This window comes from Kitasatospora sp. NPDC092039 (genome assembly GCF_044756065.1).
GTDB lineage: Bacteria > Actinomycetota > Actinomycetes > Streptomycetales > Streptomycetaceae > Kitasatospora.
The window spans coordinates 44,254-65,063 of record NZ_JBIVSD010000007.1; the positions used below are offsets into that span (position 1 = coordinate 44,254).

Genomic DNA, 20,810 nt, shown 5'->3' on the forward strand with positions numbered 1-20,810 from the left:
CGACAGCGGACAAAAGACAGCGGACAGATAACAGAGTTTGAAATCTGTCATCTGTCCGCTGAACTCTGTCAGCTGTCACCCCTGCCGACCGCCGTCCGTCCCCCGGCCGACCGTCAGTCCCCCGCCGTCACCCGGATCCGCATCGGGCTCGCTGCCCGCAGCGTGATCCCCTGGGCGAGCGCCACCCGCCGGTCCACCGCCTCCACGTCGAAGTCCCGCAGCAGTACCCCCAGCGCCAACACCGCCTCCAGCATCGAGAAGTGCTGCCCGATGCAGGCCCGCGGCCCGCCACCGAACGGGAACCAGGCGTAACGGTGCCGAGTCTGCTCCGCCTCCGGCAGGAAGCGGTCCGGGTCGAAGCGCTCCGGGTCCACCCAGTGGTCCGGGTGCCGGTGGGTGACCAACGGCGCGACGACGACCTGCGCCCCCGCCGGGATCACGTACCCGTCGATCACGGTCTCCGCGACCGCCCGCCGCCCGCCCAGCGCCGCCGACGGGTAGAGCCGCATCGCCTCCTTCAGCACCCGGGTGATGTACGGCAGTGCGTCCAGGTCCGCCGCCGTCGGCGCCCGCCCGGCCAGGACGGTCCGCGCCTCCTCCCGGGCGAGCCGCCGCTGCTCCGGGTGGAGCGCCAGCAGGTGCAGTGCGAAGGCCAGCGCGGTGGCCGTGGTCTCGTGCCCGGCGAGCAGGAACACGAGGACCTGGTCGCGGAGTTCGGCCGGGTCCAGCCGCTCGCCGTCGTCGTCGCGGGCCCGTCCGAGCAGGGCGAGCAGGTCGTCCGCGTCCTCGTCGCCGCCGCGCGCGGCCCGTTCGGCGATGATCCGGTCGCAGACCCCGTACAGCGCCCGCTGGGCCCGGGCGCCGCGCCGGTTGGACGGGGTCGGCCAGGTGCGCGGGAGGCGGACCGGCGCGTAGCCGCGTTCCTTCACGTACTCGCCGAGCACCGGGAAGCTGTGGTGCACCACCGCCACCGCCTGCTCCACGTCGGCGCCGAACAGGATGCGCGCGACCGCCCGCAGCGCGAACCGGGACGTCTCCTCCGCCGCGTCCACCACCCCGCCGGGCACCGCCCGCCAGCGCTCGGCGAGCGCCTGCGCCTCCTGCGCGAGCGCGTCCGCGTAGCCGTCCACCCGGCGCCGGGTGAACAGCGGTTGGACCATTCGGCGTTGGCGCTGGTAGACGGCGTCCTGGCTGGTCAGCAGCCCGTTGCCGACGCTGGTCCGGAGTTCGTCGTAGAAGGAGTTCTCCTTGCGGAAGTTGGCCGCCTCGCCGGCCAGCACCTGGCGGACCCCGTCGGGCGAGAACACTCCGTAGAAGTCGGCCCGCAGCCCGGGCGGCCCGGCCTGGAAGCGCACCACGTCCCCGTGGTCGCGGCGGGCCGCGAGGTAGCTGCGCAGCGGACGGCGGGTGAGGTCGAACAGCGATCCGACCAGGGGGTTCCCGGCCGGGACGGGTATCGCGGAGGTGGGGGCGGGCACGGGGCCGGGAACGGGAACGGGGATGACGTCGGTGGTCATCGGCACTCCTTCTGCACAGGGATGTGCCCGCCAGTCACACCGACGGGCAGTCAGCACCGAAAGAAGCCGCGCCCGGACCCTCCGACGGGCCGACCTCGCCCGGCCGGATCCGGACCCGCCTCACTCGTATTCGGTGCCCCCCTTGCGGGTCAGGTAAGCGTCACTGACCACCTTGGCGATCGCCCGCCCGCCGAGCAACGGGCTCCACCGCTCGGCCACCGGCCTCACCACCACGCCCTCGCGCAGGTGCAGTCCACGCCCGGAGACGGTCTCCTTGCCGCGGGCGAACCCCAGCACGGTCTCCGGGTCGAACGGCCCGCGCCACAGCTCGGGCACCAACGGCAGCTGACCGTCCAGCAGTTCGGCCGCCGACAGCCAGATCAGCTGACCGTCCACCAGCGCCGACACGTCGAAGGCCGCGTAGCCGGGCCGCTCGGTGCGCGCCGAGGCACCGTACCCCAGGTCCTGCACGCCCGCGCCGAAGACCTCGCCGAAGATGCCGACCCGCTCGGCCCCGAGGCGCTCCGCCAGCCGGGCCGCCACCGCCGGAATGTCGTACGCGCGCACCGCCCGCCAGTACAGGTTGCGCGGGTCCTCGGCCAGCGCCAGCCCCTGCGCGCCGATGCCCTTGGACGACACCCGCACCTCACCGGTGGCGGCGACGTACGTGACCAGGCAGCAACTGCCGTGCAGCTTCTCGGTCAGCACCACCGGCTCGCCCGGCTCGAAGGCGTCGGGGTAGCGCTTGAGGTTCTCGATGTCCACCCAGGGCAGCAGGTCCGGCGCGCTGACCACGTCGCCGCTCATCGAGGTCGGCACCGGCGGCTGCCACTTGACGACCCCGAGCAGCTCGGCGAAGTCCTCGCCGTGCTCGGCCGCGGCGGCCAGGTCGGTGCCGGCGAGCGCCGCGGGCTTGCAGACGATGCCCTGGGACAGTTCGCCGCGCAGCCGTACCGCCTTCACCCGGTTCGCCCCGGCGCCCGCCAGCTTGCCGGTCAGCCCCAGCTCCTCGATCAACTCCTCGGGAAGGACGGACTGTTCGGGGATGTAGACGGCGTGGTCGCCGGTCCGGTACACGCCCTTGGCGACCACCGCCCGGTAGAGGCCGACCTGGGCGAGCTCCAGGGCATCGGCGTTCGGGTGCTCCAGGATGATCAGCTTCTCGGCGGTGACGCGCAGCGTGGACATGGACGGACTCCTCCCCTTGATTCGGCCGCGGCGGTGGCTCGGCCGACCCGGCCGCGTGTACGGACGGCGACCACTCTCGCCGTTCGACCACCGACGGCGCGACGCAATTTCCGCGCGCCCCACACCACCACCGCCGCCCGTTCCTTCCCGCCTCGCTCTCCACGGGGGCCGCTCGCGCCATCCCACAGCCGCCGAGGGCCTCGCACCGCCCCCGCCTGTGCGAACCGACAGGGGGTTCATCGCTCGCATGTGCGGCACTATGATCGCCGTCATGGCCGCAGCTGCGGCCGGTCCCTCGCGCCCCGTCCGGCGCGCGCCCTGGAGGGGAAGCACCGTTGACCACTCGTACGCCCACCAGCCGCAGGCTCGCCGTCGCCGTCGCCGCGACCCTCGTTCTCGGCCTCGGCGCCACCGCCTGCGGCAGCGACGGCGGCACGTCCTCCGGCTCCTCGGCCTCCTCGAACTCCTCCCCGGGCGGTGCCGGCAGCGGTGTCCCCAAGGCCTCCGGCACCGTCACCGTCTTCGCCGCCGCGTCGCTCAAGGAGACCTTCACCGAGCTCGGCGGGAAGTTCGAGGCCGCCAACCCGGGCACCAAGGTCACCTTCAACTTCGGCGGCAGCTCCAGCCTCGCCACCAGCATCAACTCCGGCGCCCCGGCCGACGTGTTCGCCGCCGCCAGCCCCGCCACCATGAAGACCGTGACGGACGCGGGCGGTGCCGCTGGACAGCCGGCGACCTTCGTCCGGAACACGCTCGCCATCGCCGTGCCCAAGGGCAACCCCAAGCGCATCGCGGGCCTCAAGGACCTCACCGCCTCCGGTGTGAAGGTCGCCCTGTGCGCGAAGGAGGTGCCGTGCGGCGCCGCCGCACAGAGCGCGCTCAAGGCCGCCGGCGTCAGCCTCACCCCGGTCACCCTGGAGCAGGACGTCAAGGGCGCGCTCACCAAGGTCGAACTCGGCGAGGTCGACGCCTCGCTGGTGTACCGGACCGATGTGCACGCCGATGCTGCGAAGATCGACGGTGTGGACTTCCCCGAGGCCGAGCAGGCCGTGAACGACTATCCGATCGCCGCCCTCGCCAAGGCGCCGAACAAGGGCGGCGCCGCCGCGTTCGTCGCGTTCGTCCAGTCGCCCGAGGCCAGGCAGGTGCTGACCGCGGCGGGCTTCCAGGCGCCGTGAACGACCGCACTTCCGGCTCCGGGGCGAACCACCCGGACCGGGACCACCAGGCACGCACCACCGCCGACGGCCCGGCGGGAGCGGCGCCGGCAAGAGCGGCGCAGGCAGGGCCGGCGCCGGCCTTGCCGCGGCGGCGCCCGCGAAGCCGCCGCCCGCACCGCGTCCCGGTCACCCTGCTGCTCCCGGCGCTGCTCGGGCTCGCCTTCCTGATCCTGCCGCTGGTCGGTCTGCTGATCCGGGCGCCCTGGAGCGGCCTGTCCGAGCAGCTCACCAGCACCGCCGTCTGGGAGGCGCTGCGCCTGTCGTTGATCAGCGCGACCGCCGCCACCGCGGTGTCGCTGGTCCTCGGCGTCCCGCTGGCCTGGCTGCTCGCCCGCACCGAGCTGCCGGGCCGACGGGTGATCCGGGCGCTGGTCACCCTGCCGCTGGTGCTGCCACCGGTGGTCGGCGGTGTGGCGCTGCTGCTGGTGCTGGGGCGGCGCGGCATCGTCGGCTCCTGGCTGGACTCGGCCTTCGGCATCACGCTGCCGTTCACCACCACCGGGGTCGTGATCGCCGAGGCCTTCGTGGCGATGCCGTTCCTGGTGATCAGCGTCGAGGGCGCGCTGCGGGCCGCCGACCCCCGCTACGACGAGGCCGCCGCGACCCTGGGCGCCTCCCGGCTGACCGCCTTCCGGCGGGTCACCCTGCCGCTGATCGCCCCGGGGATCGCCGCCGGGGCCGTCCTGGCCTGGGCCCGGGCGCTCGGCGAGTTCGGCGCGACGATCACCTTCGCGGGCAACTTCCCGGGCCGCACCCAGACCATGCCGCTGGCCGTCTACCTGGCCATGGAGTCCGACCCCCAGGCGGCGATCGCCCTGTCGCTGGTGCTGTTGGTGGTCTCCGTGGCCGTCCTGGTCGGCCTGCGCGACCGCTGGCTGTCGACGCCGTGACCCCGCCCGCACCCGCTCCCCCGTTCACCGGACGCACCGGACACGTCGGACGCACCGAGCACGTCGGACGCACCGGACGCACCGGACGCACCGAGCACGCTGGATGCACCGGACACGCTGGACACACCGGATGCACCGGACACACGGGAAACCTGGACACCTGGACGTCGCCCCGATGAGCACCGACCGTCTCCCCGACCCCGCGCTGGACGCCCGCCTGCGGGTCGAGCGCCCCGCCTTCGCCCTCGACCTCTCCCTCACCGCCGCCCCCGGCGAGGTGGTGGCGCTGCTCGGCCCCAACGGCGCCGGCAAGTCCACCGCCCTGCGCGCCCTCGCCGGGCTGCTCCCGCTCACCGGCGGCCACCTGCGCCTGGACGGCCGCCTCCTGGAGGACCCGGCGCAGCGCGTGCACACCCCGGCAGAGGAGCGGCCGGTCGGTGTGGTGTTCCAGGACTACCTGTTGTTCCCGCACCTCAGCGCGCTCGACAACGTCGCCTTCGGCCCGCGCTGCCAGGGCCGTCCCAAGCGCGAGGCGCGGGCGGAGGCGGCCGGCTGGCTGGAGCGGATGGGCCTGGCCGACCACGCCTCGGCCCGCCCCGGCCGGCTCTCAGGTGGCCAGGCCCAGCGGGTGGCGCTCGCCCGCGCGCTCGCCGTACGCCCCCGGCTGCTCCTGCTGGACGAGCCGCTGGCCGCCCTGGACGCCCGCACCCGGCTCGACGTACGGGCCCAACTGCGGCGCCATCTGGCCGAGTTCGAGGCGGTGGCGGTGCTGGTGACGCACGACCCGCTGGACGCCATGGTGCTGGCCGACCGGCTGGTGGTGATCGAGGAGGGGCACGAGGTGCAGTCCGGCAGCCCCGCGGAGGTCGCCCGGCGTCCGCGCACCGACTACATCGCCCGGCTGGTCGGGTTGAACCTGTACCAGGGCCGGGCCGACGGCACCCGGGTCACGCTCCCCGACGGCACCGTCCTGGCCACCGCCGAGGAGCTGGACGGTCCGGCCTTCGTCGCCTTCCCGCCGTCCGCCGTGACGCTCTACCGGGAGCGCCCGCGGACCAGCGCGCGCAACCTGTGGAGGGCCGAGGTCACCGGGCTGGACCTGCACGGCGACCAGGTCCGCGCCGAGCTGGCCGGCGACCTGCCGATGGCCGCCGACCTCACCCCCGCCGCCGTCGCGGAGCTGGAGTTGGCGCCCGGCGTCGCGGTCTGGGCCTCGGTCAAGGCCACCCAGACCCATGCCTATCCGGCCTGACGGGCCGCCGACGGCGTCACGTCCGCGGATCCACCCCGACGGGACCGTTCCGGCGGGGTCTCGGGTTCCGGCAGGGTTGCTGCGGGGTTCCGACGGCTTCCGGCGGCATTCCGACGGGGATCCCGGCGGGATCACTCCGACGGCTCGACGAACCCCGACTCGTACGCCGCGATCACCGCCTGGGTGCGGTCCCGCGCGCCCAGCTTCGCCAGCACGCTGCTGACGTGCGTCTTCACCGTCTGCACGCCGAGGAACAGCTGCTCGGCGATCTCCCCGTTGCTGAGGCCGCGCGCGACCAGCCGCAGCACCTCCGCCTCGCGCTCGGTCAGCGCCGCCCGCTCCATGGCCGCCCGGGCGGTCGGGTTGCCGTGCCCGGCCGCGAGGCGGCGGATCGCGGCCGGGAACAGCAGTGACTCGCCCGCCGCCACCAGCCGTACCGCCTGGGCGATCTCGGCCGGGCGGGTGCGCTTGAGCAGGAAGCCGTCGGCCCCCGCACGCAGCGCCTGGTAGACGTAGTCGTCGTTCTCGAAGGTGGTCACGACCAGGATCCGCGGCGGGCGCTCCCCCGGGGCGCCGGGGCGCAGCAGTTCGCGGGTGGCCGCCAGGCCGTCCAGGACGGGCATCCGGACGTCCATCAGCACCACGTGCGGTCGCAGCGCGCGGGCCAGGGAGACCGCTTCGGCGCCGTCGGCCGCCTCGCCGACCACCCGCAGGTCCCCCTGCGCCTCCAGGACCGCCCGCAGGCCCGCCCGGACCAGCTCCTCGTCGTCGGCGAGCAGGATGTCGGTCATCCCGGCGGTCCCCCCGGCCGGACCTCGCGCCCCAAGATCGTTCGTCACGAGCCCAAGCGTAGGGGCAACCGGACGCTCAGCACCCACTCCCCGCTCCCCTCCCCCATCGACCCCGGAGTCGACGCCACCGCCGACCCCGCGATCGGCCCCACGATCGGCCCCACCGCCGATCCCGTCACCGGCCCTGCCGTCGACTCCCCGCCGAGCAGGGTGGCGCGCTCGCGGATGCCGCGCAGTCCCTTGCCCCCCTTGCGCGTTGCGCCCCGGCCCGCCGTACCCGCCGGGTGCCGAGCCGGGTCGGCCGGTGAACGCCCGGTGCCGGGCAGCCGGTTGGCGCAGCGCAGCTCCAACCGGCCGGCCCGTACGGCGATCCGGACGTCGAGCGGTTCGCCGGGCGCGTACTTGAGCGCGTTGGTGACACCCTCCTGGACGATCCGGTACGACTCGCGGGAGAGCACCCCGGGCAGCGTGCCGGCCGGCACCTCGATCCTCGCCTCCACCGGACTGCCGGCCGCCCGGGCGGTGTCGAACAACGCGGGCAGCTGCTCGATCCCGGGCTGTTCGGTGGCCACGCCGTCCGCTCCGGCCGGGGTCTCACGCAGCAGCACCAGGGTGCGTTCGAGGTCCTCCATGGCCCGGCGGCCGGTCTCCTCGATCACTTCGAGCGCTTTGGCCGCGAAGACCGGGTCTCCGACCTCCCGCGCCGCTCCCGCCTGCAGGACCGTCACCGTCAGGGCGTGGCCGATCGAGTCGTGCAGCTCCCTGGCCAACCGGTTGCGTTCCAGCAGCCGTTCGGCCCGCAGCTCCGCCTCGGCCAGCCGCTCCGCCGGGGAGGGGCCCAGCAGCCTTACCGCCATGGCGAGTTGGAGGCGGCCCGCGTGAACCACGAACCAGCCGAAGGCGATCGCCACCACCGGGGCGAGCGGGAGGTACCACAGCGCCAGCGGACCGGTCAGCCGCTCGTAGCAGGTGGCGAGGACGAGGATCAGTGCGAAGCCGACCACCGAACCGAGCGCGACCCGGCCGATCAGCCAGCCGGCCGTGCGCCACCGGTCGGCCCGCGTGCGGGAGGGCTCGGTGGCGATGTCCTCCTCACGGTCGGGCACCAGCAGCAGCCGGGCCTGCACGCCTTCGGCCCGCCGGGCAGCCGGAACGAGCGCGGACAGGGCCAGCAGCACGGCGTCCAACGCGATGCTCTTCATCACGATCTCGTCGAGCGGCTTGTCCTCCGTCCCCGGATAGACCATCAGGACGATGCCCGCGAAAACCCACCCGACCAGCAGGTGCAGCAGTCGCGCGTACGTGGCACCGGCCACCAGGGGTGCGACGAGCCCGGACACCGCGCGTCCCGGCGCCGCATGCCCCGGCGCCACGCGACCTGGCACCACGGTTGCGGACACCGCGCTCTTCAGCGCTGCGAACTTGGACGCTGCGATCTTGGACATTGGCTCATCCTGCCAGGTCGGCCCCGGTCACCGGCTCCCGCGCCGGTCGCCTGCTGCCTCCCTCCCGAGAGGGAGGCGGCTCCCCGCCACGGCGGGATCCGCCGCACCGGCCCGCTCCGGTCGAATGGGGCCACCGCCCGGGGCCGACCACAGCAGGCTCCGGCGGGGACCGCCAGGACGACGAGACAAGGGAGCGGGCCGTGATCGAGATCCAGGGCCTCACCAAGGAGTACGACGGCCGACGTGTCGTCGACGACCTGACCTTCGAGGTGCGGCCCGGCGTGGTGACCGGCTTCCTCGGCCCGAACGGCGCCGGCAAGAGCACCACCATGCGCCTGGTCCTCGGCCTCGACCGGCCGACCGCCGGGCGGGCCCTGGTCGCTGGGCGCCCGTACGTCGAACTCCCCGACCCGCTGCGGACGGTCGGAGCGCTGCTGGACGCCCAGGCGCTGCACGGCGGCCGGACCGCGCACGGCCACCTGCGCTGGCTCGCCGCGAGCAACGGACTGCCGGCCCGGCGGGTCGACGAGGTGCTCGGCCAGGTCGGCCTGGCGGACGCCGCCGGACGGCGGATCCGGGGCTTCTCCCTCGGCATGCGCCAACGCCTCGGGGTGGCCGCCGCGCTGCTCGGCGACCCGCCGGTCCTGCTGCTGGACGAGCCCGTGAACGGTCTGGACCCGGAAGGCATCCGCTGGATCCGCACCCTGCTGCGCGACCTGGCCGCCGAGGGCCGGTCGGTGCTGGTCTCCTCCCACCTGATGACCGAAATGGCGCTCACCGCCGACCACTTGGTAGTGATCGGGCGCGGTCGGCTGCTCGCCGACGCCGCCACCGCCGAATTCATCGACCGCCACGGCCGGACCCGGATCAGGGTCCGCGCCGTCGACCCCACCAAGCTCGCCGCCCTGCTCCGCGACCCCGGTCACGGCTTCGGCGCCACCGAGGTCGACGGCGGCGCCTGGGAGGTGAGCGGCGCCGAACCCGAGCGGATCGCCGCGCTCGCCGCCGCCAACGGCGTGGTGCTGTACGAGATCGCCGTACAACAGGACTCCCTGGAGGACGCGTTCATGCGGATGACCGCCGACAGCGTCGAGTACCGCGCGGAGGCCGCCGCATGAGCGCGCCGACCCCCGCCGCCACCCCTGCCGCAACGCCGGCCGGGACTCCTGCAGTGACCTCCGCCGGGGCACCTGCCGTCAACGCCCTGCGCGCCGAGTGGATCAAGCTCACGACCCTCCGCTCGCTCTGGATCACGCCCCTGCTCGCTCTGGTGCTCACCGTCGGCGTCACCACCGCCGTCGGCGCGGCCCTCGGCGGCAAGGACGACAGCCTCACCGACGACCCCGGTGTCGGCGTCTTCTACGGCCTCAACTTCGGTCAGGCCGCGCTGATCTGCTTCGGCATCCTGCTGATCGGCCAGGAGTTCAACACCCGCATGATCGGTGTGTCGCTCACCGCCGTCCCGCGACGCGGCCGGCTGTACGGCGCCAAGTTGGCGCTCGGAACGCTGGTCGGGCTGGCGGTCGGCGCCGTCGCCACCGCCGGCGCCTTCGCCGGGTACGCGGCCACCGTCCCGGCCGACTGGGACGGGGACGCCTTCGTCCGCACCGCCGTCGCCGGGGTGCTCTACCAGACGATGCTGGTGGTGTTCTGCCTGGGCACGACCGCCCTGCTGGGGAACCTCACCGCCGCCATGGGCCTGCTGGTCCCGTCCCTGTTCCTGGTCTCGCCGCTGCTCAGCAGCGTGCCCGGAGTGCGCCGGGTGGTCCAGTTCCTGCCCGACCGGGCCGGCCGGTACGCCCTGCGGTACGCCGACGACCCGCAGGTCGTCTACGGCCACTGGACCGGGCTGCTGATCACGGCACTGTGGACCGCCCTGGCGGCGTACGGCGGCCTACGGGCGATGCGGCGCGCCAAGTGAGCCCGGAGGGAAGGGAGTTCGGGCGGAAGAGAAGGCCGGGAAGCGCGCCACAGGAGACGGGACATGGGAGACGGGAGAGGGGAGCGACGATGAGCACGATGGCCGACGCGCTGCGCGCAGAACGGGTCAAGTTCACCACCCTGCCCTCGCAGTGGGCGGCCCCAGTGGTCGCCCTGGTACTGACCGTCGGCGTCACGGCGGCCGTCAACGCCGCCTACGGGACGAAGGACCACACGGTCGGCGAGGACCCGGCCGGCGGGATCTTCTACGGGCTGCTCTTCGGCCACGTCGCGGTCGCCTGCCTCGGCATCCTGCTGATCGGGCAGGAGTTCAACACCCGCATGATCGGCACCTCGCTCACCGCCGTCCCCCGACGCGGCCGGCTGTACGGTGCCAAGCTCGCGCTCGGCGCCGGGCTGGGCCTGCTGCTCGGGCTGGCCTCGACGGTGGGTTCCTTCCTGGCCGTCGGCACCACCGTCGGCCTGGATCTCTCCACGCCGGGCCTGACCCGCAGCTTCCTGGCCGGCGTGCTGTACCACCCGATGATGGTGCTGCTCTGCCTCGGACTGACCGCCGTGCTGGGCAACTTCAGCGCCGCGCTCGGCCTGCTGACGCCGATGGTGTTCCTGGGCACCACCTGGCTGGCCGCCGTCCCCGGCGTCCGCGAACTCGGCCAGTTCCTGCCCGACCGGGCCGGCCTGTACGCGACGCGCACCCAACCGGAGGCGGGCATCCACTACGGTCACTGGACCGGGCTGCTGATCATGGCGCTCTGGACCGCCCTGGCGGCATACGGCGGCCTACGGGCGATGCGGCGGTACGAGCAGAGCTGAGGGGCGACGAGGAACAGCGAACAAATGACAGCGAACAGCTGACAGCTTTCGAAATCTGTCAGCTGTTCGCTGTCATCCGTCAGCTGTCATCCGTCCGCTGCCGCCCGCCACCCCGTCACCGCAGCGCCGGGTGCTCCGCGATCACCGTGCAGCTGCCCGGCGCGATCTCGGTGAAGCCCGCGTCCTGGACCACCGGCAGTCCGCTGCGGACGAGCTCCTCCCACGCCTCCGGCGAGGCCGTCCGGACCGCGAGCGCGAAGCCGGCCTCTGCCCACTCCTTGCGCTGCGCCTCGTCCAGCCGCCACCACGCGAGCTGGGCGGCGTGCCCGGTCTGCGCCATCGTCTTGCCCGCGCTCATCTCCAGTTCGGGGTTGAGCCACAGCACCGGCAGCCCCGGCTCGGGTGCCCCGGCCTCCGCCGTCTCCTCCAGGTCCGTCCCGGACACCTGGAGCTTGGCGAGCTCCTTGGGCCAGCCGTCCAGCGGGACCGGCGGGAACACCCGCACCTCGGCCTCCCGCCCGTGCACCGTGATGCCCGGCAGCTCGCCCGCCCGACGCCACTCCCCACCCCGGGCCCGCCGGACCACCTTGCGGATCCGGGCGTCCTCCCAGGCGGCGACCCGCTCCGCCCACTCGCCGTCCGCCCCGGTCACCCGCGGGTCGGCCAGCAGCGTGAGCACCGCCCGCGCCGAGGTCTCCAGCGCGTCCGTCCGGCCCGGCGGAGTGGCCCGCTCCAGCCGGACGACCAGCGGCAGCACGTACTGCGGCCGCTCATCACGGCCCTCGCGCCCCGCGGCGTCGACAAGGTCAACGGCGTCGGCAGGGTCGGCCGCAGGAGCGGGAATCACGGAGGCCGGAGCCGGAGAAGCGGAAGTAGGGGCGTCGGGATCGGTAGGAGAAGTCACCCGTCCAGGATGCCAGCCCCGTCCCGCCCGGTTCGGCCCGCCCCGTCCCGCCCGGTTCGGCCCGCCCCGTCCCGCCCGGTTCGGCCCGGTTCGGCCCGCCCCGTCAACGCCGGAAGCCGCGCTGCGGGTCCCGTTCCTCCGCGTCCTCGTACATCAGGAACCAGCCCTCCGGGTGGGTGGCCGCCAGCAGCGCCTCCGCGCGCTGCTCCGCCCCCAGCTCCGCATCGCCGTCGTCCGGCCCGTAGACCCCGAACAGCTCGTCGTGGCAACCGTCCCAGTCGTAGTCGTAGAGGTCGGCCGGGAGGTCGCCCATCATGTCCGCCACCGACTCGGGCTGCGCGCCGAGCAGCGCCCGGGCGTCCACCAGCGCCATCCGGAGGGCAAGCTCCTCCGCCAGGCAGCGCGGCAGCGGCCACTCGCCGAGCGCGAGGTCGTCGGCGAGGTCGTCGAAGGCCCGGGCCATCGCACGGCGCCAGCCCCGGTGCATCCGCCAGGTGCGCTCGGGAAGCCGGGCGAAGACCGTCCAGTCCACGTCCTCGCCGTCGGCGACGGGCTCGTCCCCGTGCTCGTCGAGGTCGTCGTACGCGGCGTCGGCCAGGCCGATCAGCTGGGCGTGGAGCAGGCAGGCGGTGCGCGGGGTGAGCGTCCAGTCCGCGCCCGCGCCGCCGTCCTCCTCGTCGCCCTCCAGCGGGAACAGGTCGGCGAAGTCGGGTGTGAAGTCCTCGGTGACACTGATCTCCAGCGTTCCGCCGACCGCCTCGACCCCGGGGATGGCGGCCACCAGCCGGTCCGGATGGAGCAGCGCGCCGAGCGCCGCGTTGGCGTCCTCGGCGACCTCGCGCAGCAGTTCGCGGCGCTGGCCGGCCGGGTCGATGCCCTCGAACTCCAGTTCCTCGACGGCCCTGATCGCGGCCGCGCGCAGGGCCGGCCAGTCGGTGATCCGCAGGCCCAGCACCACCGTCGCCTCGATCTCCTGCGCGCCGGAGTCCTCCGCCGCGCCCGGCCCCTGTGGATGATCGCTTCGCTCGCCCATGGGCTAACGGTACGGCCTTTCGGTCCCCCCATCACCGGTCGGGACCAGCTTCCGGACGCCTTCTCGGCCACCGTCCGGCCCTGCCTGGGTCACTCGGACGCAGGAACTTGGCAGGATGAGTCCCATGGCTGACATCAACGAGTACGGCGGCGGGCAGGGCCCGAACGCCGACGTCCTGGTCGTGACCACCAACGACATCCCCGGCTTCCGGGTCGACCACGTGATCGGCGAGGTCTTCGGGCTGACCGTGCGCAGCCGCCACATCGGCAGCCAGATCGGTGCCGGTCTGAAGTCGCTGATCGGCGGCGAGCTGCGCGGTCTGACGAAGACCCTGGTCGAGAGCCGCAACGAGGCGATGCAGCGGCTGATCGAGCAGACCAAGGCGCGCGGCGGCAACGCCGTCCTGATGATGCGCTTCGACGTCACGGAGGCGGCCGACGTCGGCACGGAGGTCTGCGCCTACGGCACCGCCGCGGTCATCTCGCCGGTTTCCTGACGTTCTCATCCGTGCGTCCCCGTTCAGCGGGTCCGCTCCCGGGTGTGCGTTCGCGCCCCCGCTGACGGGGGCAGGGAACAGCCACCGCACCGGTGATGTTTCACCAGCGTGACTGTTTACGGTGCAACGAACAGCGTTCAGGGACGCGTTGACGTGCTGGTGGTGGGTGCCGGGCAGGCAGGCCTGTCCGCCGCCTACCACCTGCGCCGCCGCGGCTTCGCCCCCTATCGGGCGGGCGCCGACGGCGGCTTCGTCGTGCTCGACGCCGACGCCGGTCCCGGCGGCGCCTGGGCGCACCGCTCGCCGTCCCTGCGGATGGCCACCGTGCACGGCTTCCACGACCTCCCGGACGCCGAACTCCCGCCGCCGGACCCCGAGGCCCCCGCGCGCGAGGTGGTGCCGGGGTACTTCGCGGCGTACGAAGCCCGGCACGCGCTCCCGGTCGTACGCCCGGTCACGGTGCGCGCCGTACGCGCCGAGTCCGCAGGCCCCGACTCCCGACTGCTGGTCGAGACCGACCGCGGCACCTGGTCCACGCGCTCGCTGATCAACGCCACCGGCACCTGGACCCGCCCCTTCCTCCCGCACTACCCGGGCCACTTCGCGGGGCGCCAGCTGCACTACGCGGAGTACCGCGGCCCCGAGGAGTTCGCGGGCAGGCGCGTGCTGGTGGTGGGCGGTGGCGCCTCGGCGGTCCAGGTGCTGTCCGAGGTGGCCGCCGTCGGCGAGACGGTCTGGGTCACCCGTTCCGAGCCCGTCTACCACGACGGACCGTTCACCCCCGAGTACGGGCGCGCGGTGGTCGCCAAGGTCGAGGAGCGGGTCCGGCAGGGCCTGCCGGTGCGCAGCGTGGTGAGCGTGACCGGGCTCGGCCCGTCCGTCGCCTACCGGCGCGCCGAGGAGCTGGACGCGCTGCACCGCCGGCCGATGTTCGACCGCCTCACCGAGCACGGGGTCGCCTGGGGCGACGAGGAACTGGCGGTGGACGCGATCGTCTGGGCGACCGGTTTCCGGCCCGAGGTCGGACACCTCGCCCCGCTCGGGCTACGCTCCCCCGGCGGCGGCATCGCGCTCACCGGCACCCGCGCCACCGCCGATCCCCGTGTCCACCTGGTCGGCTACGGCCCGTCCGCCAGCACGGTCGGCGCCAACCGGGCCGGCCGTGCGGCGGTCAACGACCTGGTCAAGCTGCTCGGGGATCCGGCGGCCGGGGACTCGACGCTCGGAACGCCGGTGCCGCAGCGATCGACACTCGGGAGCCCGGCTCCCGGGAAGCCGACACCCGGGAGCCCGGCGGCCGGGGCGCCGGTCGTGGAGGCCGCCGTGGTCTGAGGCTCAGCGGTCGTAGTCGACGGTCACCCGCTCGGTGACCGGGCGGGCCTGGCAGGTGAGGACGTAGCCGGCGGCCAGCTCCTTCTCCTCCAGCGCGAAGTTGCGGCGCATCTCCACCTCGCCCTCGGTGACCAGCGCACGGCAGGTGCCGCACACCCCGCCCTTGCAGGCGAACGGCAGGTCGGGGCGCGAGCGCTGGGCGCCGTCCAGGATCGAGCGGTCGCGCGGGAGGCAGAGCGTGCTGCCGCGGCCGTCGAGGACGACGGTGACCTCGCTCTGCGGGCCCGACGCGCCGTCGGCCGAGGCGTCGCCGCGGTCCCAGTCCTCGTCGCGCTCCGGGAGCGGCTCGTCCTCCGCGTGGAAGAGCTCCTGGTGCACCCGCTCGCCCGGCACGTCCAGCTCGGCGAGCAGGTCCTTCGCCCCGACGACCATGCCGAACGGGCCGCACAGCCACCAGTGCCCGACGCTCCCGACGTCCACCAGCGCGGCCAGCAGGGCCCGTACCCGCTCCGGGTCCAGCCGGCCGCTGAGCAGCTCGGCGTCCCTGGTCTCCCGGGAGAGCACATGGACCAGCTGGAAGCGGCCGAGGTAGCGGTCCTTCAGGTCGGCCAGCTCGTCCGCGAACATCACGGTGTCGCTGCGCCGGTTGCCGTAGAGCAGGGTGACGGTGGAGCGGCGGTCGGCGGCCAGCACGGAGGCGGCGATCGACAGCATCGGGGTGATGCCGGAGCCGGCCGCGAGCAGCACGTGGTCGGCCGGGACGCCGAGTTCGGGGGTGAACAGGCCGGACGGCGTCAGCACCTCCACCTCCTCGCCCGGCTTCGCCTCGCGCACCAGCCAGCGCGAGAACAGCCCGCCGGGCACCTCCCGGACGGCGATCCGCAACGGCCCGCCCACCGGGGCGCAGATCGAGTACGAGCGGCGCTCGTCGACGCCGTCGACCAGCTTGCGCAGCGTCAGGGTCTGCCCCGGCCGGAAGGCGAACTCCTCCGCCAGCCCGTCCGGCACCGCGAAGGTCACCGCCACGGCGTCCTCGCAGAGCCGCTCGACCCGGTCGATCCGCAGCCGGTGGAAGGTCGGACGGCGGGCGGGGCGGATGCCGGGAGCCGGGGTGCCGGAAGGCTGGGCGTCGGGCGCCGGGATAGCAGGAGCCTGGGCGTCGGGAGCCGGGGTAGCGGGAGCCTGGACGTCGGACGCCTGGGTGTCGGCGGCGGCGGGCGAGACGGCGGCGGACATTCAGATCTCCTTGACGCGTTCGAAGGGCTCCCGGCAGGCGCGGCAGCGCCAGAGCGCCTTGCAGGCAGTGGAGCCGAAGCGGGACAGCTCCTCCGTCTCCGTACCTCCGCAGAGCGGGCAGGGCACCCGGCTCTCGGCGGTTCCGGTACGGGTCGGGCCGAGGGTGAGCGCCACCGGTCCGGCCGCGGCGGCCACGGCCAGGGCGGCGGTCGGGCGCGGCGGGGCGATGCCCGCCTCGGCGAGCTTGCGGCGGCCCTCGGCGGTGATCAGGTCGGTGGACCACGGCGGGTCCAGCCGCAGCCGCACCCGGACGTCCGGGTACCCGGCCGCGCGCAGCCGGCGGTCCACGTCGGCGGCCATCTCGGCGACGGCGGGGCAGCCCGAATAGGTCGGGGTCAGCCAGGCGGTCACGGTGCCGCTGCCGCCGTCCACCTCGACCTCGGCCAGGACGCCCAGGTCGGCCAGGGTGAGCATGGGCAGCTCCGGGTCCGGGACGGCCGCGGCGACCGCCCAGGCCAGGTCGCGGGTCGTCGGGCCCTCCGGTGCCGCGGGGGCGGCCGTACCCGCCGGGCCCGCCGTACCCGTCGCGGGCGCCGGTCCCATCGGCACGTCGTCCGTCACCATGTCGCCCCCGGGTGGGCGCGGGCCACCACCTGGAGTTCTGCTAGCAGCGGACCGAGCGCCTCGGTGTGCACGCCGTCCCGGCCGCCCCGGCCGAGGACGGTGGCCAGCGGCGGTACGTCCGGCACGGTCAGTCCGGCCTCGGCGAGGACCGCGGCGATCGAGCCCAGCACCGGTTCGCGCAGGGTCGCCGGGTCGACGCCCGCCCGCCGCTCCACCGGGTGCGCCGTGAACAGCTCCTCCAGCAGCGGCCAGACGGCGTCCAACCCGGCCTGCATCCGCTCGGCGGAGTACGGCGTGCCGTCGCCGAGGCGCAGCGTCCAGGCGGTGGCGTACTCCCGGTGGTACGCCAGCTCCTTGACCCCCCGGGCGGCGACCGCGGCCAGCACCGGATCGGGGTGCCCGCTCAGCGCCTCGTACAGGGCGCCGCGCGCGGTGGCGAACAGCAGCAGCCGGGCGATCGAGTACGCGAAGTCGCCGTTCGGCGTCTCCACCAGGCGTACGTTGCGGAACTCGTGCTCCTCCCGCCAGTACGCCAGGTCGTCCTCGGTGCGACCGGTGCCGTCCGCCTGGCCGGCCCGGGTGAGCAGCAGCCGGGCCTGGCCGAGCAGGTCGAGGCCCAGGTTGGCGAGCGCGACCTCCTCCTCCAGCTCGGGCGCCCGGGTGCACCACTCGATCAGCCGCTGCGCGAGGACCAGGGCGTCATCACCCAGCATCTGGCAGTAGGCGGCGAGGTCGGCACCGTCCAGTCCGGCGGGCAGCGCGGTGTCCACGCCGAGCAGCGGGTCGGCGAAGCCCGTCCCGTACGCCCAGCGGCCCTCGCCCTCGGGGCCGGGGGCGGCGTCGACGAGGCTGAGGTAGACGTGGTCGTCCTGGTCGGCGCCCGCGCCGGTGCCGGTGGTGGAGGTGGTGTGGTCGTGCACGGTGGCTCCCCCGTCAGATGTGCGGGACATCCTCGGGGATGTCGTAGAAGGTCGGGTGGCGGTAGACCTTGTCGCCGCTGGGCTCGAAGAACGGGTCCCGCTCGTCCGGCGTGGAGGCGGTGATCGCGTCCGAACGGACCACCCAGAGGCTGACGCCCTCGTTGCGGCGGGTGTAGAGGTCTCGGGCGGCGAGCAGGGCCATCCGGTCGTCGGAGGCGTGCAGCGAGCCGACGTGGACGTGGTTCAGCCCGCGCCGGGGGCGCACGAACACCTCGTACAGCGGCCAGCCGGCCTTGGACCCGGCCGGGGAGCCAACCTGGGGGTCGGTCACTTTCCGTTCTCCTGTTCGGTGGGTCCGACGGCTTCGGCCGGTTCGACGGCTTCGGTCGGTTGGACGGCTTCGGTGGGTTCGGCAGGTTCGGCAGGTCCGGCGGCGTCGACGGGCTGGGCGGCTTCGGCAGCACGCTTGGCCGCGTAGGCGACGGCCGCCTCGCGGACCCAGGCACCCTCCTCGTGCGCGGTGCGGCGGCGGTCGATCCGCTGGGTGTTGCAGGGGCCCTGGCCGTGGATGACCCTGGTCAGCTCGGACCAGTCCGGCTCGCCGAAGTCCCAGCCGCCGCGCTCCTCGTTCCAGCGCAGTTCGGGGTCCGGGAGGGTGACGCCCAGGTGCTCGGCCTGCGGGACGGTCATGTCGACGAAGCGCCGGCGCAGCTCGTCGTTGCTGTGCCGCTTGATCCGCCAGGCCATCGAGCGGGCGGAGTTCGGCGAGTCGGCGTCCGAGGGGCCGAACATCATCAGCGACGGCCACCACCATCGGTCCACCGCGTCCTGCACCATCCGGCGCTGGCCCTCGGTCCCGCGCATCAGCGTCATCAGGAGCTCGTAGCCCTGGCGCTGGTGGAAGGACTCCTCCTTGCAGATCCGCACCATCGCGCGGGCGTACGGCCCGTAGCTGCAGCGGCAGAGCGGGACCTGGTTGCAGATCGCGGCGCCGTCCACCAGCCAGCCGATCACGCCGACGTCGGCGAAGGTGAGGGTCGGGTAGTTGAAGATCGAGGAGTACTTCTGGCGGCCGGAGATCAGTTTCTCGGTGAGCTCGGCACGGTCGACGCCGAGGGTCTCGGCGGCGGCGTAGAGGTAGAGGCCGTGGCCGGCCTCGTCCTGGGCCTTGGCGAGCAGGATGGCCTTGCGGCGCAGGGACGGCGCCCGGGTCAGCCAGTTGCCCTCGGGCTGCATGCCGATGATCTCGGAGTGGGCGTGCTGGGCGATCTGGCGGATCAGGGTGGCCCGGTAGGCGTCGGGCATCCAGTCCCTGGGCTCGATCCGCTGCTCGGCGGCGACGACCGCCTCGAACCGGTCCTCCGGCGTCTGCGCGGGGACCGCCTCGGCCACCTCTGCTGTCACCACGGTCCCCTCTCGTGTCCTGCCCGGTCGGGTCGCCGGAGTACCGGCCGACCAACCGACTGACCGTTCGGTCGGTACCATTCTGCGCGGCGGGGCGGAGGGATGGCAAGGTGCGGAACAGATAACAGCTGACAGATTTCAGAATCTGTCAGCTGTCATCTGTCGGCTGCTCTCTGTTCGCTGTTGGTTGTTCGCTGTTAGTTGTTCGAGGTTCGCTGTTCGGGTTCGGTGTTCGGGGTTCGGCGTTCGCTGAGGCCTGTCAGCTACCCGCTGCTTGAGGCCTACCGTCAGCCGTCGGTCGCCTGACGTCAGCGGCTCGCCGCCGGCTCATCCCTCCGCGCGGTCCCGCAGTCGCGGCAGGGGCACGGCGAGCAGCGCCGCCAGCAGGGTGAGCCGGGGGGCGATCTGGTCGAGCCGGATGTGCTCGTGCCGGGCGTGGGCCCCGGCGCCCACCGCGCCGAAGCCGTCCAGGGTCGGGAGCCCGCGCGAGCCCGGCAGGTTGGTGTCCCCCGCCCCGCCCGCCGGGGCACCGTCCAGCTGCTGCCCGAGCACGGCGGCGAGCGAGCGCACGTGCCGCAGCAGCGGGTTCCCGGTCCGCTCGGGCCAGGCCGGACGACTGGACAGCACCTCCGTACGGACCCGGGCCCCCGGTCGCAGCGCGGTGAGCCGGGCGAGGCCGTCCAGCGTGCGGCGCTGCGCCTCCACGGTGGCGAACCGCAGGCCCAACTCGGCCTCGGCCCGCCCGGCGACCACGTTGGCACGCGAACCACCGCTGATCCGACCGGCGTTGAGCTCGGTACCGGGCTGCCCGGCGAGGTCGCGCACCAGCACGAGCTGGTCCACCAGCTCGTCGACCGCGGACACCCCGTCCCGGGCGTCGTTGCCCGCGTGTGCCTCCCGGCCGGTCACAGTGAGCCGCACCCGGGTGCTGCCGCGCCGGGCGGTCTTCAACCGGCCGTCCGGGTGCGGGGGTTCGAGCCCGAGGACCGCGGCGGCGCCGCGCAGCTGGCGCTCGACCAGGCGCCGCCCGTCCGGGCTGCCCACCTCCTCGTCGGAGACCACGACCAGGCGGACGGTTCGGTGCGGGCGCTCTCCCACGTCCGCGAGGAGCCCCAACGCTCCCTCCAGGATGGCGAGTCCACCCTTCATGTCGACCACACCGGGGCCGGTGAGCCGACCGTCCTGCTCGGTCACCGGCCAGTCCGCGAGGGTGCCGACCGGCCAGACGGTGTCGTGGTGGCCGACGATCAGCAGGTGCGGCAGGGACTCGTCCCGGCCCTCCCACTCCAGTACGAGGTGGTCCCCGGCCGGCCCGGGTTCACGCCGGGCGGTCGCACCGGTGGCACGGAAGCCCGCGGCCAACTCCTCGGCGAGGGCGTCGAGTCTGGGGGCGTCCCCACTCGGTGACTCGATCCGCGCCAGATCGGCGCAGCGGCGCCGGACGGCGCCGGCGAGGGTACGGGCACGGGTGCTGAGAGCCTGCGGCAGGCCGGGCAGCGCCGCGGTGACGGCGACGGCGGTCCCGGAGGCGGTGGCCGCGGCGGGGGTGACGGTGGCGGCTGGCCCAGTCACGGCCTTCGCGACAGCGGTCGGCGCGGCTGAGGTCTGGGCGTCCGCGTTCTTCGACACCGCGCTCTTGGCGACGACGGGTCTGGTGACGGAGGACTTCACGAGGGCGGACTTGGCGACCGTGGTCTTGGTGGCGGCCACCTCGGCCACGGCGGCCTTCGCGATGCTGGACACGGCGGCGGTGGACACTGCGACGCTGGACACGGCGGCGGTGGACACGGCGGCGGTGGACACG

20 protein-coding genes are annotated in these 20,810 nt (G+C 74.1%); 8 read left to right on the forward strand and 12 right to left on the reverse strand.

Going from position 1 to position 20,810, the window contains the following annotated elements; translation table 11 throughout:
- Positions 1-113 precede the first annotated feature (113 nt).
- Positions 114-1,517: a cytochrome P450 gene (locus ACIQI7_RS16030; RefSeq protein ID WP_401109840.1), complete on the reverse strand. Its 1,404-nt coding sequence runs from the start codon at positions 1,515-1,517 to the stop codon at positions 114-116.
- 120 nt (positions 1,518-1,637) lie between these two features.
- Positions 1,638-2,705 carry an RNA ligase (ATP) gene (locus ACIQI7_RS16035; RefSeq protein WP_401109843.1) on the reverse strand — a complete coding sequence of 356 codons (1,068 nt, stop codon included), beginning with the start codon at positions 2,703-2,705 and terminating at the stop codon, positions 1,638-1,640.
- Positions 2,706-3,040: 335 nt separating this feature from the next.
- Here ACIQI7_RS16035 and modA point away from each other — a divergent pair, with 335 nt between their 5' ends.
- The 3 genes from modA to ACIQI7_RS16050 all read left to right on the forward strand — a co-directional run bounded on the left by modA (position 3,041) and on the right by ACIQI7_RS16050 (position 6,067).
- Entirely contained in the window at positions 3,041-3,883 is an 843-nt protein-coding gene (gene modA / locus ACIQI7_RS16040) for a molybdate ABC transporter substrate-binding protein (RefSeq protein WP_401109845.1), read from the forward strand.
- 122 nt (positions 3,884-4,005) lie between these two features.
- Positions 4,006-4,815: an ABC transporter permease gene (locus ACIQI7_RS16045; RefSeq protein WP_401110486.1), complete on the forward strand. Its 810-nt coding sequence runs from the start codon at positions 4,006-4,008 to the stop codon at positions 4,813-4,815.
- Between the two features lie 175 nt (positions 4,816-4,990).
- The gene (locus ACIQI7_RS16050) at positions 4,991-6,067 is read left to right on the forward strand and encodes an ABC transporter ATP-binding protein (protein ID WP_401109848.1); all 1,077 of its coding nucleotides are present in this window, start codon (positions 4,991-4,993) and stop codon (positions 6,065-6,067) included.
- A 131-nt stretch (positions 6,068-6,198) separates the two neighbouring features.
- Here the strand turns inward: ACIQI7_RS16050 and ACIQI7_RS16055 are convergent, their stop codons facing one another.
- On the reverse strand, positions 6,199-6,858 hold the full coding sequence (locus ACIQI7_RS16055) for a response regulator (protein WP_401109851.1): 660 nt from the start codon (positions 6,856-6,858) through the stop codon (positions 6,199-6,201).
- A 44-nt stretch (positions 6,859-6,902) separates the two neighbouring features.
- Complete coding sequence (locus tag ACIQI7_RS16060) at positions 6,903-8,198, reverse strand: sensor histidine kinase (protein ID WP_401109854.1); 1,296 nt, start codon at positions 8,196-8,198, stop codon at positions 6,903-6,905.
- A 305-nt stretch (positions 8,199-8,503) separates the two neighbouring features.
- On the opposite strand from ACIQI7_RS16060, the gene ACIQI7_RS16065 reads away from it, so the two are divergent.
- From ACIQI7_RS16065 to ACIQI7_RS16075, 3 genes are all read left to right on the forward strand, one after another.
- Positions 8,504-9,421 (forward strand): ABC transporter ATP-binding protein, encoded by a 918-nt coding sequence (locus ACIQI7_RS16065; protein WP_401109857.1) that lies wholly within the window; start codon positions 8,504-8,506, stop codon positions 9,419-9,421.
- Positions 9,418-10,224 carry a hypothetical protein gene (locus ACIQI7_RS16070; RefSeq protein ID WP_401109860.1) on the forward strand — a complete coding sequence of 269 codons (807 nt, stop codon included), beginning with the start codon at positions 9,418-9,420 and terminating at the stop codon, positions 10,222-10,224. The genes ACIQI7_RS16065 and ACIQI7_RS16070 overlap by 4 nt, the downstream gene beginning before the upstream one ends.
- Before the next feature lie 89 nt (positions 10,225-10,313).
- Positions 10,314-11,057 carry a hypothetical protein gene (locus tag ACIQI7_RS16075; protein ID WP_401109863.1) on the forward strand — a complete coding sequence of 248 codons (744 nt, stop codon included), beginning with the start codon at positions 10,314-10,316 and terminating at the stop codon, positions 11,055-11,057.
- A 115-nt stretch (positions 11,058-11,172) separates the two neighbouring features.
- Here ACIQI7_RS16075 and ACIQI7_RS16080 read toward each other — a convergent pair whose 3' ends face one another.
- Together ACIQI7_RS16080 and ACIQI7_RS16085 are read right to left on the reverse strand one after the other, a co-directional pair.
- Positions 11,173-11,904, reverse strand: a complete 732-nt coding sequence (locus ACIQI7_RS16080; RefSeq protein WP_401109866.1) for a peptidyl-tRNA hydrolase — start codon at positions 11,902-11,904, stop codon at positions 11,173-11,175.
- A 160-nt stretch (positions 11,905-12,064) separates the two neighbouring features.
- A complete protein-coding gene (locus ACIQI7_RS16085) occupies positions 12,065-12,994 on the reverse strand; it encodes a hypothetical protein (RefSeq protein ID WP_401109869.1) in 930 nt (309 codons plus the stop codon).
- Between the two features lie 124 nt (positions 12,995-13,118).
- Between ACIQI7_RS16085 and ACIQI7_RS16090 the strand changes: the two genes are divergently transcribed.
- Both ACIQI7_RS16090 and ACIQI7_RS16095 read left to right on the forward strand, forming a co-directional pair.
- A complete protein-coding gene (locus tag ACIQI7_RS16090) occupies positions 13,119-13,490 on the forward strand; it encodes a YbjQ family protein (RefSeq protein ID WP_387757697.1) in 372 nt (123 codons plus the stop codon).
- A 153-nt stretch (positions 13,491-13,643) separates the two neighbouring features.
- Positions 13,644-14,822: an NAD(P)-binding domain-containing protein gene (locus tag ACIQI7_RS16095; protein ID WP_401109872.1), complete on the forward strand. Its 1,179-nt coding sequence runs from the start codon at positions 13,644-13,646 to the stop codon at positions 14,820-14,822.
- Between the two features lie 3 nt (positions 14,823-14,825).
- Here the strand turns inward: ACIQI7_RS16095 and paaE are convergent, their stop codons facing one another.
- The 6 genes from paaE to ACIQI7_RS16125 all read right to left on the reverse strand — a co-directional run bounded on the left by paaE (position 14,826) and on the right by ACIQI7_RS16125 (position 20,779).
- Positions 14,826-16,058, reverse strand: a complete 1,233-nt coding sequence (gene paaE / locus ACIQI7_RS16100; protein ID WP_401109875.1) for a 1,2-phenylacetyl-CoA epoxidase subunit PaaE — start codon at positions 16,056-16,058, stop codon at positions 14,826-14,828.
- Positions 16,059-16,682 (reverse strand): 1,2-phenylacetyl-CoA epoxidase subunit PaaD, encoded by a 624-nt coding sequence (gene paaD / locus ACIQI7_RS16105; protein WP_401109878.1) that lies wholly within the window; start codon positions 16,680-16,682, stop codon positions 16,059-16,061.
- Positions 16,676-17,602 (reverse strand): 1,2-phenylacetyl-CoA epoxidase subunit PaaC, encoded by a 927-nt coding sequence (gene paaC, locus ACIQI7_RS16110; protein WP_401109880.1) that lies wholly within the window; start codon positions 17,600-17,602, stop codon positions 16,676-16,678. The genes paaD and paaC overlap by 7 nt, the downstream gene beginning before the upstream one ends.
- Positions 17,603-17,615: 13 nt before the next feature.
- On the reverse strand, positions 17,616-17,933 hold the full coding sequence (gene paaB, locus ACIQI7_RS16115) for a 1,2-phenylacetyl-CoA epoxidase subunit PaaB (RefSeq protein ID WP_387757691.1): 318 nt from the start codon (positions 17,931-17,933) through the stop codon (positions 17,616-17,618).
- Positions 17,930-19,006 carry a 1,2-phenylacetyl-CoA epoxidase subunit PaaA gene (gene paaA / locus ACIQI7_RS16120; protein ID WP_401109883.1) on the reverse strand — a complete coding sequence of 359 codons (1,077 nt, stop codon included), beginning with the start codon at positions 19,004-19,006 and terminating at the stop codon, positions 17,930-17,932. The genes paaB and paaA overlap by 4 nt, the downstream gene beginning before the upstream one ends.
- Positions 19,007-19,333: 327 nt before the next feature.
- Positions 19,334-20,779, reverse strand: coding sequence for a M20 family metallopeptidase (locus ACIQI7_RS16125; protein WP_401109885.1), 1,446 nt, complete (start codon positions 20,777-20,779; stop codon positions 19,334-19,336).
- Between the last annotated feature and the right edge of the window lie 31 nt (positions 20,780-20,810).

Bases quoted from the DNA above. Each gene is read 5' to 3' on its own strand.
- ACIQI7_RS16030 (WP_401109840.1), bottom strand. From the start codon at position 1,517: ATGACCACCGACGTCATCCCCGTTCCCGTTCCCGGCCCCGTGCCCGCC.
- ACIQI7_RS16035 (WP_401109843.1), bottom strand. From the start codon at position 2,705: ATGTCCACGCTGCGCGTCACCGCCGAGAAGCTGATCATCCTGGAGCAC.
- ACIQI7_RS16050 (WP_401109848.1), top strand. From the start codon at position 4,991: ATGAGCACCGACCGTCTCCCCGACCCCGCGCTGGACGCCCGCCTGCGG.
- ACIQI7_RS16055 (WP_401109851.1), bottom strand. From the start codon at position 6,858: ATGACCGACATCCTGCTCGCCGACGACGAGGAGCTGGTCCGGGCGGGC.
- ACIQI7_RS16070 (WP_401109860.1), top strand. From the start codon at position 9,418: ATGAGCGCGCCGACCCCCGCCGCCACCCCTGCCGCAACGCCGGCCGGG.
- ACIQI7_RS16075 (WP_401109863.1), top strand. From the start codon at position 10,314: ATGAGCACGATGGCCGACGCGCTGCGCGCAGAACGGGTCAAGTTCACC.
- ACIQI7_RS16085 (WP_401109869.1), bottom strand. From the start codon at position 12,994: ATGGGCGAGCGAAGCGATCATCCACAGGGGCCGGGCGCGGCGGAGGAC.
- ACIQI7_RS16090 (WP_387757697.1), top strand. From the start codon at position 13,119: ATGGCTGACATCAACGAGTACGGCGGCGGGCAGGGCCCGAACGCCGAC.
- paaE (WP_401109875.1), bottom strand. From the start codon at position 16,058: ATGTCCGCCGCCGTCTCGCCCGCCGCCGCCGACACCCAGGCGTCCGAC.
- paaD (WP_401109878.1), bottom strand. From the start codon at position 16,682: ATGGTGACGGACGACGTGCCGATGGGACCGGCGCCCGCGACGGGTACG.